Raw genomic sequence first — 15,728 nt, 5'->3', positions numbered from 1 at the left:
CCACCATCGGCTCATGGAACCGCTCGGCTATATCCCACCCGCTGAAGCTGAGGCAAACTACTACCGGCAACTCAGCAACGCAGTTGCGATGCCGGCATCAACTTAAACCAACCAGCCTCCACGATTCCCGGGGCGATTCACCCGAGGTCTTCCGTGCCGGGCGTGGGGGATGGCGATCAGTTTCATTGGACTTCGACACGTTTGCTCTGACTGGAATAGCGACAGTAAAATGACTGAGACACGTGTTCTGTTGAATGACCTCCCGGGCATGCCACAGCTTGTTATCGACAAATTGACTGGTGTTCTCCATCCTGCTGGGGGGGGCGAAGTGGTGCCATTGAGAGGTTGCGTCAACCGCGCGGAAGGAAATATATTCTGTCTTTATGTGGTAGATGGAAATTTAATGCTGCAACTTGATCTGCAGCGATGACCGCTTGATGGCTCCATTGTGGTGAATTGCGCGCATTTTTTCAATAAAAAAACGACAAGATTTTCGATCAGAAATTTCTCTGTAGAATGCGAGGCATGGTGGGCATTCGATCCGATTTACAACAAATTTGTTCTGGAGAGAGATAGGGATGAAGGTCCTCTTGGCTACATGTACGCGCTGCGAATGGATGCCCGGCGTTGGAGCGAGGTTATCAAGCGCTGGAGCGTCTGACAGGAAGAGCCTATCTCGAATTGCGCATTGCGGTTTGCTCGCTCAAAAAGTCAGAGGGAAATTTAACATCTAGGTTAACGGAACAGGGCACGACTTGTACGAACAATGGCGCGTTTTGCCCGACAAAGCCAGCCCTGAGGCGCAGACGTTGTCGCAGCAGAACAAGGACTACCACAATGCAATCAGAAAGGGAGGATCGAACTGATGGGCATCGACATCGGGCCGCGTTTTAATACCGAGGACGTCTACATCGACTATCCGTTCGAGGAGGTGATGTTTCGTTGGGAGCACGCCGGTCGCACAATATTTCGAAAGTTCTACGACGAGGCAGAGTCTGGCCCTGTTCCCCACGATAACCGCCTATACAACGAGGCGCTTCTCTATGGCGACGAGACGACAAGAGATGCATATCGCGCGGGCAAGCGTAGTTCGCCTCAAAAGCGGAACTCTTGACCGTCGATTGCCATGTGAACACTTCCTGCGATGCCCAGTGAGACGGCGGCGGGGCTAGGTTGACGATGCAATCTGCCGGCCTCACGCACCAAATTTATCGGGGCTGCAGCCGAATGCGATCGAGGCTGTCGATCATCGCGTTGTGCTTGGGGACCGTTGTCCGTTTCGTGAGTGCGTCCACGCCAGCTGCCACATGCGGGCCGAACTCTTGCCACAAGGTACCGGTCGAGACTCCGTGATCTTCCGCGCAATCATGCAGCGCTGCACACATGACTCAGTCCACCCAACTTAAGCGCGCATGGCGTCCTGCATGACTTCATCGCCATGAACGCGTGCGGCTTGGATCGCTTTGGTTGAGGCCGCGATTGTTTAGCAATGCCGGCAACCAGGGCAAGGATAGCCGCGATCGAAAGGAAACGAATCGACGATGCAGATAAGCGAGAACCACAAACCGCAGCATGCCTACCGTGAGGGGGCACATGTGAGGATCGAGGGCGGCCTTGACCACAGCAGCGAATCGGTATTCATCGATGCCGTGACCGGCTCCCTGACGCTTGGTGGTAAGCCGGTCCGATGCACGGGGATTGTTCCGGGCGTAACGATGCGCGTGAGCATAGGCGGCCCCGTGCCGTTCTCCAGCCCGGATGCGGCACGGCGTTACGCGTGCCAAGTATGGGATCAGATCAGCCCGAAGCTGGCGGGTTGGCTTTCCAAGCCTAAGCTGGGTCCTGCGAAGTTGAGCGGCGGTCCAGGGCTTGAGATCGAATTCGGTCGGGACGGCCGCGACATGATTCGTCCGGGGACGATGCAGATCAGCGTCGACTATACGGACGCCGCAGTAGCCGCATATGCGAGGCGGCGCGCACAGCAGCCCTTTATCTCGCGAGTATCCGCTAGCGATGGCCATGTCACGCAGTCGCAACTCGACGAAGTCCGACGCCTGTTCGGCATCGCCGTGCAAAAAACCGCGCTTGCCTGGGATGCGCTCTACGACCGTCTGCCGATGCCCGTGCGGTATCGTGCCACGGGAGCGATCGAGGCATGGTCGCACTTTAGAAGAGCTGCGGGTAAGAACGGGGCCGAGGCGGATTCCTTGCTTAGAGAGGTTCCGATCTCGTCGCTTCTTCGGGTATTTCCGCAGTTGATCGAGTGTTTGTGCCAGCGCCCGCTTGCGCAGATGGTCGAGCCGCTAGAAGCCTCAATGGCGTCGCAGAGCCTCGCCTGGCAGGCGTTTGCGGCACGCCAAGGGGCGCTGTATGAGCCAACGCCGGCACTGCATCGATTGCTGGAGGCGTCCTATATCGCCGACGACGTACCGGTGGGCATGATCAGTCTGCCAGCCGATGCCGTCTGCATCGTGCCCGATCCATCGTGGTGGGAGAAGGGTGCGTGTGCAATCGCCTTGTTCCGACAGTGCGCCGAACTCGATGGGAAGCAGTTCCCGGTGATCAGTTGCGTCACGGTCGCGCAGCGGCAGGGGCTCGCCGCGGGCGTTCGGACGATGGTGTTCGACCTTCGACTGGACAATCCCGAAAAGACCATCCTCGAGGATTTGGAGGAAGCATGTGCCGTGGCGCGAGACGAAGGGGAGGAGATGGGCGAGAGTCGCGAGCACTGGCGCTACATACTCGACTATGTCGTCAAGATGCTGTTATATCTCTCGGTGCGCGATGCGCATGTGGTACATGACCGCGCGTACACGAATGCGCCGAGAGACCTGAGCGGGCTTGGCCGGCGCAAGCGCGAAGAGCGGCTGGCAGAGATCGAGCGGCTATACGACCGTCATATCGTCGGGCCGGCGATCCTGGATGCCGACACGGTGAGTGCATTGCCGTCGAACGGCGATCACCACGAAGTTCGAGGGCACTGGCGTCGACCGCACTTCAGAATGCAACCTCACGGGCCGAATTCGTCGCTGCGAAAGCTCGCGTTCATCGGTCCGACGATCGTGCGGCCGGATCGGCTTGCGCTGTGACCTTTCCGGCAGTGAACGATAGGCCGAGGCGTTCGGCGGCCACGACAGCTTCGTCTTCCAACTTTTAGCTAGGACTTCGATGGAGATTTCTCAGCAATCCCACAGTGTCTGCCCAGCCATGTCCTTCGACGGATACGTCGTGCGCCGGCTGGAGAATGGCATTTACGGACAAGTGAGCAAGGCAACGACCGACGAGGTTGTGCCGCGCTGCTATCTAAGGGGATTCGACGCGCTAATAGACAGCCTGGCGCTGTTAGGACAAACCGGCGAAACTCACCAGGCCACCCCGGTATCGAGTCTTGAACGGGAATTCTTGGTCGAGGGTGTCACCCAAAAGCCGATCGTGGTTCACCTCGGTTGGCGCGCCAAGGGTTATCGGGTACTGCAGCGGCCAAACGGCCGGCTCGCCGGGATCGGGCACCTGCAGCCCGCACGACCGGAAGCGAGCGATATCGCAATCGAGGCTCAAGCGCTGGTGACGATGCAACGGTTGTACGAGTCCGCGGGAATATACGCTTGGTACGACGAATATCTCGTCATCGCCTCGCGCAGCAAGATGCGCATGCTGGGCCATGCACTCAAAGCGCTATGCGACGCAAATCCGGATATCAGCGAGGACGTGGACGACTACGATCAGATTGCGATGTTCGATTCAGAGGCTTGTGAATGGCACTTTGTACCTCGCGACGCCCTTCTCACGCTGGAGGGTTGGCCGTACTTTCGATAAGAGAAGCCGACGCGAGTGTTCCGCGCGTCGCACCTTGCTTAGCGATATGGATCGACGTCGATTGCCGCAGATCCTTGGAGCGGCCCGTCCGCCGTCCGGTCCCGAGCAGCCCTGGAGTGCCCGTGAGGCTTTCGCGTTGCGGCAATTCCCCGATCATCCCGTTCGCAATGACGACGCGCGCTAGACCGGCGACCGGCTTTCCTCGCACCCTTATGCGCAGCGGCTACGCTCCGCGCTTGAATCTACCTCTCTTCCAAAGACACGTTGTCTCGCCGATTGACCGCCAGTTGCAGCAGCGAGCGCGACAGGCGCTTGTGAAACGGCATGATGGCAAACAGGTAGACTCGTCCAAGCAGATGGTTGATTTTGACCAAGGTTGAAATCGTCACTTCCGATCCCTTCGCACCCGGTTGAATGCTTATCCAGATCCGAAAATCCAGATGCTTGTCGTCGCCACCGACGACGACTTCGGCGTTCGTACTCGAAATAATCGGAAACACGTCGATCTTCCCCAGCCCGCGGTCGGAAAAGTCAATACTTGCCTTAAGTCCGAACGGCGCCACGATTCCGTTACGCAAGGCCATCAGACATCGGACCGTGTGTGGCGGATCGGCGAACACGGCGCGCGCTGCTTGTTCGGCGTCGACGTAGCATCGATCTACCTGAGCGGAGTAGGCATCGGCGAAATCGATGTGCGACAACCCCGACGCACGAATTGCCGCCGTCGGCGTGGGAATCAGCAAGACCTTGTTTGCCATGAGTGCCCCAGGTAAAAATTTGCAACGTTGATGGGTGCGTCGACCCAGACTTCGGTCCTCTTTACTCCGATCATCGCGAACCGCTGCCAAGAATGCCATGATTGTCCGAAGCACTAGCGCTCACTCCGCACCTTTCAAATGTCGATTATCCGGCTGCGCGTCCAATGCGTTCGCTGTTCTTGCTTCGCGAGCCGAGTCACCTCGCACCGGTGCGCATGAAGCCGTAAGCGAAAGCCTTCGTCCATAGCAATCGGACAGAAATTTAAGGCTGTTAATCTATCGCTCTACCCAAAAAGAATCCCGGAGATATGAATGACTCCGAATCTCGATGTTGTGACGGGCCGGCAGTTGGAGCAATGGCTGGATCGGCTCGAAGCCGATCTGGAAGAAGACGATTCGGACGAAGCCCGTAATTTGCTGGCCACGCTACGTGCCCGGCCGTTGTGCGCGCATTCGATGGACGCGATCACGCGGCTTTACGGCCTGTGGTTGCAAGCCGGCGACGCCGCCGCGGCGCGCGCCGTGCTCGATGGCGATGGGGCGAGCGTGCTGGCGGGCGCGGCGCCTGATGCCCGTGCCGACATCCGCATGCGTCTTGCGCTGTACCGGCTGCACATCGCTACCTTCCTGCGGGAGGATGACGCCATCGGGCGAGCGCTCGTCGAAATTCGTCACGTGGTGGGCGAAGAGCCCGGCCTTAACGCGGAGCGCTATCGCCGCTGGGGTGCCTTCGACAACATCGAGCTGCACCATCCCGCCCACGCACTCGCAGCCATCGAGTTACGCCATGCGCTGCGTCTGGCGATCCCCGAGCGTGCGACACTTCGCGCTGGCGATGAAGCCGATCGGCAGCGGCGGCGCGCGTGGGCGTTCAAACGGCAGGGCGCGGACGCACAGGCGGTGACCGCCGCCGATGCCGCGCTTGCCGCGATGGCGGGCGCGGCGCCGGGCCAAGCCGTCGATGAGCGCGATTGGCTGCGCCTAGGCGACTCGCTGATCGAGATCGTGCCGCATGGCTATCCAGTTATCGAACAGGCCGTTGCCGCGCTGATGGCGGATTGGCCGGCGCCCCGACGCCGCGAACTGGAAGTTCGCCTGGCGCGCCTTGCCGCTCGGGCCGCTTATGCGCAGGAGGGTCCGCAGGCGGCGCTCGCGGCCTGCGAGCTTGCCCGCCACAGCCTGTCTGTAGACGGAACCGACGATTTCATCGAATACGAGCTGCGGTGGCTCCTCGAAGCCGGACAGCTTGACGAAGCCGGGCAGCGTCTGTTCTTCCATATGTACGAATGCGAAGAGCAGACGTGGGCAGGCATGGCACAGATTGTCCACGAACGGCTCGCAGACGAAAACGACACATCGGTGTGGTGGCCGCTTTCCGTGATGCTCGCCTGCGACACGGCGCGTTTGCTCGAGCGCTTGATTGCGGTTGGCCGGGTGGGCACGAACATCAGGCTGCGCTCTATCGCGCATGCGGAGCTTTATGCGACGGTGGGCGAATCGAGGGGCGACGAACTGCGCGAAGCGGTCCACGCGGCGGCCCGCTCCCTTGCGCAGCGGCGTGCGTCGGACCATCCGTGGATCGCTTACCTTAGCGCCCTGCACGATGGCCGCGCCAAGCTCATCGACCCGGCGACGCAAGCCGAGCGTCTGCGCGTGGCCATCGAGCAAGGCCGCATGACCGACGATCGCTCGCACTATGCGTTGTTTGTCGCACGCCAGCAGTCGGCGGGCCTGGCCGCCGCGATCCAGTCTCCTTCTCCTAACCTGGCGAGCGGTAGAGCTTGCTACCGGTTTGCGGCCGGACTCGACGAAGACGATGACGCGTTCGTGCAAGCCGTGCCCGAGCCATCGCGGGCCGACGTGCGTGTCGACTTGGATCGGCTCAAGCTTGCCATCTATGAGCAGGGCCTGGCTTATATGGAGCGGTTTCTCGAAATGGGAAACGGCCACCCGTATGACGGATGCGCGGAGCTTTACGCGATGCTCTGCAACAATCTCGGACTCTGTTACAAGAGCGCCGAGCGTTATGCGCAGGCGATCGAATTGCATCGGCGCGGCACCGCGGCGAGCCCGTTCGCCGACCAATACGGGAGCTTGATGAACGCTTTGCGGGCGAGCGGCGACCACGTAGCCGCCATCGACGTGGCCGAGCAGCTTTGGCACTTTTCGATGGCGCGCGGTTTTGGGAACTACTCGCCGAACTGGTACGTGCGCAATATCGCCAGCTCGCTCGAGACGCTCGGGCGCGCGGATGAAATCTTGATCTGGCTCGAGCGGCTCGTGACATGGCAGCGGCAAGTAGCGCGACTCGACGAAGCGAAGCTCCCGCAAGACGCGTTGGGTGCGCGCGTGATCATTGCCATGTACCTTGCGCCGACGCGGCCCGGCGAAGCGGCCTCCCTTTGGGCGAGCCTGCAACCTCAAGCGGCGGTGAGCGAGAACCCATGGACGGCCTGGAACGCCGCCACGCTCTTGCATGATCTCGGTCGCTACGACGAGGCGAAGACTTGGTACGAGCGAGTGCTGGCGTTGAACGAGGCCCGGCCGGAACGCGAGCGCCTGGACACCGCAAGCATCGAACGACAACTGGTGTCCTACCGCGATGGGGGCGAATATCGGTCGCCGCGCGAGCGGGCGCGCAAAACGTGGTGGAGGTTCTGGCGATGAATACCCCGGCTGTCAGGCTCGGTTATGCGCCGCGCAATGCGCTCAATGCCGACGAATTGAAAGCGGGCATCGCCGCGCGCAGCGGCGCACGCGGCGATGGCAACGACATCCGCGCGTGGCTGCTCAATCACTTTTATCGTCACGTCGTCGCTAACTTCGTTCCGGCTCGCGCTATCGAATCGCTCGACGAGGCAGCGCGCGCACTCGCTCCGGCGGCGTTGCCCGCCTGGGTCGCCGCGCGTTTTGGCGGCGTGGCCGAACGGCGCGACGGACCAACCGGCGTTGCGCTCGCACCCGTCGTCTGGATCGATCCGGCCGAGCCCACATTGCTTGCACTCGAAGCGCGCCTCGTCGAATTTCTCGAATCGCGCGCCGGCACTTCGCTGGCCGGCAAGCTCGATCGCATCAATTGCCCGCAAGCGCTCGCGCTCTGGGAAAGCGAGCATGCCCAGATGGCCGCGCGGATCGAGCGCGGCTGGCGCGAAAGCCGGCCGGAGGCGGTTTGCACGTTCCTCGATCTGCCGAATGGCCGGTTCGTCGAGTTCCGCCACGACAGCGCGCAGCTTCGCGCCGAGATGGCATACGAAAGCTATGCGATGCGGCATTGTCTCGGCCAGTTTGTCGACCGGCAAGCGCTGACGGGCGGTTATGGCGATCGCTACGCACAAGCGATCGAAGCGCAGCATATGCGGCTGCTCAGCTTCCGGGACACGAACGGGCAACCGCACGTGACGATCAGCGTGATCGCGCACGAGGATGGCTCGCTCGAAGTCGAGCAGGTGAAGGGCAAGCAGAACCGGCCGCCGATCGCCCGCTATGTGCCCGAAGTCGTGGCGTGCCTAGAGGCGCTCGGCACGAACGACGTCATGCCGGCCGACTGCATCGCGATCGGCGTCGTGCGCACGCCGGGGGGCTGGGCACCTATCGACGAGGTGCGGGACACGGCCCTGCAGGCCAGTCTCGTCGCGCGTCATCCGATGCTGTTCGCGCACCTTGCCGCGCCGACGCCGGCGGTGGAATGGTTCGTCGCGGCGCGTGCGCCGCAGTTGCTGCAGGCGCGCGCGCCGCGTGCCGCGGCCGTTCGCTATGCCATGCGCAGGCTCGACGGCGCACGGACGGATGAGCCGGCGCCGTTCGCGACCGAAGGCGTTGGGTGGCCGGGATTTCACGCGTCCGACGACGATGAACCCAACCTTTCTCCGCTCACGGCATAAGGAAACCGGACGATGTCTCAGCCCTGGTGGTTCAACGTTTTTATCGTGCTGTTCGCCGGCTGGTGGTTGTATCGCAACCTTGTCCGGCAACTGCTGCCGGAGCGGTTGCGGGCACGCAAGCGCTGGGCGCTCGCGTTGGCGCAGCCGTTTGCGGTCGCGACGCGGTACGGAACGTTTCACGTCTCGGCCGATCTCGTCATGACCGATACGATGCGCGCCCGGTTCCGGCCGCAACTGCTTCACCAGATGGGGTTGCGTATCGATGCCAGCGGCGACGATGCGCGCGCGCATCTTGCCCGCACGCTCGAGGCGCAGTGGTTCCGTGCCGATCTGCAGGACCTGCTGCCGAGCGACGATCCGCGCGCGTTGCTCGCGTTCGCCTGCGCGCGCACGGCCTTTCTCGTGCGCATGGTCATGTTGATGGGGTGGTTGGAGCCGCAGCTTGGGTGGCGGGTGCTGTTGCTCAATGCGCAGCGCGCACAGGATTGCTTCTCGAGCTGGGAAGACTTCGGGCGGGCGTTCATCGCAGGGCGCCGCCAATGGGTCGAGGCGTTTCGCGCCGACCCGTTCGGCAACGCATTCGACGAGCAGACGCTGGCACAATGGCTTTCCTCGCGAAAACGCGGGTGGCGCAGCCTGCCATGGCCCGGGCCTGCGGCGTTCAGTCCGGAGCCTGCTGCCGCTCGGGGCGCTGCCTCTCATCAACATCGACTATTAAAACAACGATGACACCGACAAGCCCTTGCATCCCGCCTCTCGAATGGCCGAGCCTGAAGGACGACGCTGCGCGTGTGACCTGGTTCCGAGCCGTGATCGAGGCCTACGCCGATTTGTGGGCCGGACACGTATCCATGCCGAAGCTAACGCCTGCCACGCAAGAGGCGGTGGCGGAGGCCGAAAAGCGGCTCGGGTGCGTGCTGCCTGCAGATCTGCGCCGCTACCATTTAGAAGTTGGGACGCTCGATCTGGCTGAGCAGCTATGCGCCCTGGACAAGGCGGCGCGCACGCCCATGCTGCCGCTATTCGACGCCTATCCCGGTCTCATGGAGAGAGGGCTGGCCAAGCAGGAAGAAGCGCTGGCCGAGCAGTTGATCGTGTTCGGCGATTATCTCGGCAACGGCAATATGTTCTGCTTTCATCGGAGCACCGGTGCCGTCTATTACTTCGACCACGACACCGATCCCGCGCTGACGTTTTTCGCCTCCGATATCGATCGCTATCTCGAGGCATTGATGATCAAGATGCTGGCCGAGGTGCATGAACAAGAGGCGGCGGGGGAGGCGCTGCTCGCCGAGCGGTTCGGCCGCGCGTTGGTCCGCAAGTGGTTGTATTGACGGGAAGTTTCGCTGCGGTCGACATCGATTCGCGCGCATGAGCCCATCGAACATACCGGCCACATCGAATTGCGCGAGAGTTGGCACGGGACCTTCAGATCGATTCGCTGGATATTGGTCGTGGCGGTAGGTATTGCGGGTATTGCGGCTAGCGACCTGCCGACGTGTGTCGGCCCCATCTGGGCCAGCGAAGCGGTACTGCCGTTTCGCCGCATTCCGCAACCTTTCGCCGGCAGGGACTTGGCCGCTGCTTGACTCCCGCTACATTCGCGTCGATCCCGTTATTGATGCGTTTTATCGGAAAGGAGGACGGCCATGTCCCAGTCGATTCGAATGACCCCGGTGTCGACGCATATCGGCGCGGACTCGAGCCAAACCATTCCGGCAGCGCGGGCGAAGAGTCCGAATCCAAGCTCGGCTGCACTGCCCAAGGGCGGTAGCCAGATCGAGAGCCTCAAGGCACTCGGCAGCCGCACCACCGCCGGCAAACGGGAGGCCGAAGCCGCCAGGGCGCCACTGACGCGCGAGCTATCTTTCCGCGAGTGGATTGCGCCGACTACCAAACCGACTACATCCCAGGACGACGAGTGGTCGGAACTCGACGACATCTTTCGGCGTCCGTCGGCCGCGGGCCAGGCTGGCGCCGGCGCACCGACGCACAGTCTGATCGATGCGCCGCAAACGCCGTTGCGCAAGAGCGCGGCGGCCTCCGCGTCTCAGCGTCCAGCCGTGCGGCAGGAGCCGGCGCGCGCCGGCTCGTCGGGCATGCTGAGCGCAATCAAGCGCTCGGCCAAGAACCTGCTCGGATTCACGCGCTCGTCATCGCAGCCGACACCGAAGCAAGCTTCCGCCTCGCCGCCGCCACGAGCCGCGTCGCGTCCCGCTGCCGCACCGGAGAATTCGGCGGCCGAAACGGTCCAACGGACGCATGAACAGAACGGCCGTCCGACTACAACGCGCAACGCTATCCCGAAGCTATCTGTCGAACAGGCGCGTCGCGAAGGCAAGCCCGTGCCGACCCGTCGCCCGCCGCCGCCGATGACCGGGGGCGCTGGCGAAGTCGCCCGGCCGGCCGCCTCCGCGAGGGCGCAAAACAATCTGAAACCGAAAATCGGCGCCGGCATGGCGCCCAACCCGCAGCGGCGGAAGTCGACGCCGGTAAGCGCGGATCGGCGCGGGGAGCCGGCCGTGTCAACCACCTCGGGCCGCTTCGTCAAACGGACCCCACAGCAAGGGCGGAGCACGTTTCGGCCACAGCTTCCGACCATCGCCGAAGACCGGCACGAAACCGGCCCCCTGGCATCGATAGGTCAGCACTACGCCGGCCTCGCGCGCGATTTGCGCGGCTCGGTCAACGGCGCATACCGCGCGCTTCAATCGGTGCGGTCGACGCCGAGGAAAGAATTGGCTGCCAAGCGCGCAGAACTCGAGGGCCATGCTGCCCAACTCAAGCGATTGATCGCCGAAACCGGGATGGCCGAGGTCGATCTGGGGACGGTACAAGCGCTGAAACAGCACGAAGCGCCTGCATCGAGCAAGCCCGACTCGCTGCGCGCCCGGGCGATTCTGGTCGATCGCGACATCCACGAGGCCGGACGTCAACGCAACCATGCGCGAGTCGCGCTGGACAGGCTCGAACGCGCCATCGCCCGCCTGCCTCAACCGACGGGCCGCTAAAGCGAACGCCGAATCGAGTACCATCTCGTTCTATATTCGCGCGAGCGCAACATCGCCGAACCGCGTCGCCAGGCGTACGATATCCCGGTTGACGGCTAACTTCCGGGAGGCGCCATGAACGCGGTATGTCCATCGCATGGTCCGACGACCATCGTCGGCACCAACGCCTACGGTTTTCCCATCTACGCATGTTGTTGCGACGATCTGCCCTATGTCCTGCCGCCCGACGCATGCACGAGAGAGCCGGCGCAACGCGGATCCGATCCTCGCGCCCCGCGCCAAAGGCCAAAAACGAACGAAGAAGGAGGGCCTCGGCCCACTTGACGAGCGCCGCTCGTGGAAGTCCGATGTCGAGTCGCGCTCGAATGTCCGGGCGTAAGCCCCGGACTGCCGTTCTCGCCCTCGCCATCGCACCCGCCCATGTTCGAAATCAGTCAAATCCGTTGCTTCGTCGCCGTCGCCGAGGAACTGCACTTCAGCCGCGCGGCCGAGCGTTTGAACATGACTCAGCCGCCGCTAAGCCGGCAAATCCGCCTACTCGAGCACCAGATCGGCACGCCGCTTTTGGATCGCACGAGCCGCACCGTTCGGCTCACCGCCGCGGGGCGTTCCTTCTTGTTGGAGGCGGCGCGGATTCTTCGTCTTGCGGAGGAGGCGGCCTACACGGCGCGGCGCGTCGCGAAGGGCGAGACCGGCTTCCTATCGATCGGTTTCACCGCCGCATCCGGCTACGGCCTTCTGCCGACGCTCGTGCGGCTCGTGCACGAGCATTCGCCAGGCGTTGCGCTGACACTCAAAGAACTCGTCAGCCGCGATCAGCTCAAAGCGCTCGCATCGGGGCAACTCGACATCGGACTCTTGCGCCCGCACGTCGACAGCGGCGAACTCGAAACCGCGGTACTCGGCAATGAGGGCCTCGTGCTGGCGATTCCGGAAAGCGAAGCCGATCAGTGGCCGGAGCACCCCGTTGCCGCCGATCTGCACGGCCGAGCGCTGCTCATGTACTCGCCGTACGAGGCCGACTATTTCTATCGGCTGACGCAGGCGATATTCGACCGGGCCGGTGTCGTCCCCGACTTCGTCGAACATGTGGCGCAGATTCATACCATGCTGGCGCTCGTGCACGCGGGCATCGGTGCGGCGTTGATCCCGGAAGCCGCGACGCGGCTGCGTTTCCAAGGCGTTATCTTGCGCCGCATCGAAACGGATCCGCCGCGGCCGGTCGAGACGATCTGCGCGTTTCGGCGCAGCAACGACAATCCCATTCTGACGATCGTCAAAACCGAAATTCTTCCGCGCTTCGCCAATCGTTGATCTTCGGCCGTGGCGGCCGCGGCGCACTTCGTCTCGTGGATCGATTCAGTTTTTGAATCGATCGAGTCACTCCTTGATTTGATTCTGAATCGACCTCCTCCCAGAATGCAACGGACAACAACGCCGGTGCGATCGGTACGCACACGGCGAGCGCTTCCAATCGGAGGAGACGGAGATGGACCAGATAGGTGCGTCGAATGGATCGAATGCGTCGAATGCGTCGAATGCGCCGATCGCCCGAACGCTCGCATCGCGTACGCGGTGGGGCATCCTCGCGATGCTCTTCGTCGTGACGACGATCAATTACGCAGACCGCGCGACGATCTCCATCGCCGGCGCCGCAATCCGCAAGGCGATGGCGCTTTCGCCAGTCGAAATGGGCTACGTCTTCTCCGCGTTCGCGTGGTCGTATGTCATCGCGCAGTTGCCCGGCGGCTGGCTGCTCGACCGATTCGGCTCGCGCATGACGTACTTCTTCAGCATCTTGCTTTGGTCGATCTTTACGCTGTTGCAAGGCGCGGTGGGTTTCCTGGCGGGCGGGGCGGCGGTCGCCGCCTTGTTTTTGTTGCGGCTGCTTGTCGGCGCGGCCGAAGCCCCGTCGTTTCCCGGCAATAGCCGCATCGCCGCCGCGTGGTTTCCATCGCACGAGCGGGGCATGGCCGCCGCGATTTTCAACTCGGCGCAGTACTTCGCGACCGTGTTGTTCGCGCCGATCATGGGGTGGCTCGTGCACAACTACGGGTGGCAGAGCGCGTTCGTGTTCATGGGCGCGGTGGGCATCGTCTGCGCGGTTTTTTGGCTCAAGGTCATTCACGGGCCGAAGGACCATCCAAGCGTCAGCGAAAGCGAACTGCGCTATCTCGAGGAAGGAGGCGCGCTCGTCGCGCTCGATTCGGGCCACGGCGCCGCGACACCCAAGCAGGTGGAGACCTGGGCATGCGTGAAGGAGTTGCTCGGCAATCGCATGCTGCTCGGTATCTACATCGGCCAGTACTGCATTACGACGCTGACCTACTTTTTCCTGACATGGTTTCCGGTGTATCTCGTCCAGCAACGCGGCATGACGATCTTGAAGGCCGGCTTCGTTGCCTCGCTGCCGGCGATTTGCGGCTTCCTCGGCGGGATCGTCGGCGGCTGGCTGTCGGATCGGATGTCGGCGTCGGGTTTTTCGTTGTCCGCGTCGCGCAAGACGCCGATCGTCATCGGCATGTTGATGTCGATGAGTATGATCGCGTGTAGCTATATCGGCGACAACACGCTCGTCGTCATCGTGATGTCGCTTGCGTTTTTCGGTAAAGGCGTCGGCGCGCTCGGGTGGGCGGTCGTGTCGGATACCTCGCCGCGCGAAGCCGCGGGCCTATCGGGCGGGCTCTTCAATACGTTTGGCAATACCGCCGGCATTACCACCCCGATCGTGATCGGCTACATCGTGCAAGCAACGGGCTCGTTCGCGGGCGCCTTGGCCTTCGTTAGCGCGAATGCGGCGATGGCCATCGTCAGCTACCTCGTCATCGTTGGCGAAATCCAGCGCGTGCATCTCACCCGATCGCTGGCGACCTAGGCCGTGTCGCCGATCTTTTTTACTTCGCGGAGCATTTCATGAGTTCGACTTTCTCAGGCTCGCCGGTCGTCACGGACCTGCGCGTCATCCCGGTCGCGGGCCAGGACAGCATGCTGCTGAACCTGAGCGGTGCGCACGGCCCATGGTTCACGCGAAACATCGTTATCGTGCGGGACAGTGCGGGCCGCACGGGCCTAGGCGAAGTGCCCGGCGGCGAGGCGATCCGAAAGACGCTCGAGGAGGCGCGTGCGCTGGTCGTCGGGCAGCCGATCGGCCGATACAACGAGGTATTGAACGCGATGCACGCGGCGTTCGCCGATCGCGACGCAAGTGGGCGGGGACTGCAGACGTTCGACCTGCGCACCACGATCCACGCGGTCACTGCGATCGAGTCCGCGTTGCTCGACTTGCTCGGCCAGTTCCTCGATGTCCCCGTCGCGGCGCTGCTCGGTTCGGGGCAGCAGCGCGACGAAGTGCAGATGCTCGGCTATCTCTTCTACATCGGCGATCGAAACAAGACGTCACTCGGTTATCGCGACGAACGCGACACGGACGACGCATGGTTCCGTCTGCGCAACGAAGCCGCGCTCACCGCCGACGCCGTGGTGCGCCTGGCCGAGGCGGCACAGGCCCGCTACGGATTCGACGACTTCAAGCTCAAGGGCGGCGTGTTCGAGAGCGACGTGGAGATGGAAGCGATCGTCGCGCTGCATGAGCGCTTTCCCGATGCGCGCGTGACGCTGGACCCGAACGGGGCTTGGTCGCTGGCCGAAGCCGTGCGTGTGTGCCGCGACAAGCACGGTGTATTGGCCTATGCCGAGGACCCCTGCGGGGCGGAAAACGGCTATTCGGGCCGCGAGGTGATGGCCGAGTTCCGCCGCGCCACGGGCTTGCCGACGGCGACGAACATGATAGCGACCGACTGGCGCCAGATGGCGCATTCGCTCCAGCTGCATTCGGTCGACATTCCGCTGGCCGATCCGCACTTTTGGACGCTGCAGGGATCGGTACGCGTGGCGCAGTTGTGCCAGATGTTCGGGCTCACCTGGGGATCGCATTCGAACAATCACTTCGATATCTCGCTCGCGATGTTCACGCATGTCGGCGCGGCCGCGCCGGGCAAGGTGACGGCGATCGACACGCACTGGATTTGGCAGGACGGGCAGCGTTTGACGCGCGAGCCGCTGTATATCGCGGGCGGCAAGATCGCGGTGCCGCGCAAGCCGGGCCTTGGCATCGAAATCGACATGGTCGAGGTGGAAAAGGCACACGCGCTTTATCGCAAGCATGGCTTGGGTGCGCGCGACGATGCGCTCGCCATGCAATACCTGATTCCGAATTGGACGTTCGACCACAAGCGTCCGTGCCTCGTGCGCTGAACGACACG

At 62.8% G+C, this 15,728-nt stretch carries 12 protein-coding genes; 11 read left to right on the top strand and 1 reads right to left on the bottom strand.

Going from position 1 to position 15,728, the window contains the following annotated elements; translation table 11 throughout:
* Nucleotides 1–865: 865 nt before the first annotated feature.
* From ACTHN9_RS03890 to ACTHN9_RS03880, 3 genes are all read left to right on the top strand, one after another.
* On the top strand, nt 866–1,114 hold the full coding sequence (locus ACTHN9_RS03890) for a hypothetical protein (protein ID WP_440535428.1): 249 nt from the start codon (nt 866–868) through the stop codon (nt 1,112–1,114).
* A 427-nt stretch (nt 1,115–1,541) separates the two neighbouring features.
* Entirely contained in the window at nt 1,542–3,089 is a 1,548-nt protein-coding gene (locus ACTHN9_RS03885) for a hypothetical protein (RefSeq protein ID WP_440535427.1), read from the top strand.
* A 79-nt stretch (nt 3,090–3,168) separates the two neighbouring features.
* A complete protein-coding gene (locus tag ACTHN9_RS03880) occupies nt 3,169–3,816 on the top strand; it encodes a hypothetical protein (RefSeq protein WP_440535426.1) in 648 nt (215 codons plus the stop codon).
* A 242-nt stretch (nt 3,817–4,058) separates the two neighbouring features.
* Here the strand turns inward: ACTHN9_RS03880 and ACTHN9_RS03875 are convergent, their stop codons facing one another.
* Nucleotides 4,059–4,559, bottom strand: a complete 501-nt coding sequence (locus tag ACTHN9_RS03875; RefSeq protein WP_440535425.1) for a DUF2867 domain-containing protein — start codon at nt 4,557–4,559, stop codon at nt 4,059–4,061.
* Nucleotides 4,560–4,886: 327 nt separating this feature from the next.
* On the opposite strand from ACTHN9_RS03875, the gene ACTHN9_RS03870 reads away from it, so the two are divergent.
* The 8 genes from ACTHN9_RS03870 (at nt 4,887) to gudD (ending at nt 15,720) form a co-directional block, all read left to right on the top strand.
* Nucleotides 4,887–7,241, top strand: a complete 2,355-nt coding sequence (locus tag ACTHN9_RS03870; protein WP_440535424.1) for a hypothetical protein — start codon at nt 4,887–4,889, stop codon at nt 7,239–7,241.
* Nucleotides 7,238–8,455, top strand: coding sequence for a hypothetical protein (locus tag ACTHN9_RS03865; RefSeq protein WP_440535423.1), 1,218 nt, complete (start codon nt 7,238–7,240; stop codon nt 8,453–8,455). The genes ACTHN9_RS03870 and ACTHN9_RS03865 overlap by 4 nt, the downstream gene beginning before the upstream one ends.
* 12 nt (nt 8,456–8,467) lie before the next feature.
* Nucleotides 8,468–9,184 (top strand): DUF1266 domain-containing protein, encoded by a 717-nt coding sequence (locus ACTHN9_RS03860; RefSeq protein WP_440535422.1) that lies wholly within the window; start codon nt 8,468–8,470, stop codon nt 9,182–9,184.
* Nucleotides 9,181–9,789: an SMI1/KNR4 family protein gene (locus tag ACTHN9_RS03855; RefSeq protein WP_440535421.1), complete on the top strand. Its 609-nt coding sequence runs from the start codon at nt 9,181–9,183 to the stop codon at nt 9,787–9,789. The genes ACTHN9_RS03860 and ACTHN9_RS03855 overlap by 4 nt, the downstream gene beginning before the upstream one ends.
* Before the next feature lie 315 nt (nt 9,790–10,104).
* Nucleotides 10,105–11,466, top strand: a complete 1,362-nt coding sequence (locus ACTHN9_RS03850; RefSeq protein WP_440535420.1) for a hypothetical protein — start codon at nt 10,105–10,107, stop codon at nt 11,464–11,466.
* 420 nt (nt 11,467–11,886) lie between these two features.
* Complete coding sequence (locus ACTHN9_RS03845; protein WP_440535419.1) at nt 11,887–12,780, top strand: LysR substrate-binding domain-containing protein; 894 nt, start codon at nt 11,887–11,889, stop codon at nt 12,778–12,780.
* A gap of 175 nt (nt 12,781–12,955) precedes the next feature.
* Nucleotides 12,956–14,341: an MFS transporter gene (locus ACTHN9_RS03840; protein WP_440535418.1), complete on the top strand. Its 1,386-nt coding sequence runs from the start codon at nt 12,956–12,958 to the stop codon at nt 14,339–14,341.
* A 38-nt stretch (nt 14,342–14,379) separates the two neighbouring features.
* Nucleotides 14,380–15,720 (top strand): glucarate dehydratase, encoded by a 1,341-nt coding sequence (gene gudD / locus ACTHN9_RS03835; protein ID WP_440535417.1) that lies wholly within the window; start codon nt 14,380–14,382, stop codon nt 15,718–15,720.
* Nucleotides 15,721–15,728 lie beyond the last annotated feature (8 nt).

It is taken from the genome of Trinickia sp., assembly GCF_051953405.1.
Taxonomy (GTDB): Bacteria; Pseudomonadota; Gammaproteobacteria; order Burkholderiales; family Burkholderiaceae; genus Trinickia.
The sequence above is the reverse complement of the archived record's forward strand: the minus strand, read 5'-3'. Positions and strand labels throughout refer to the sequence as shown.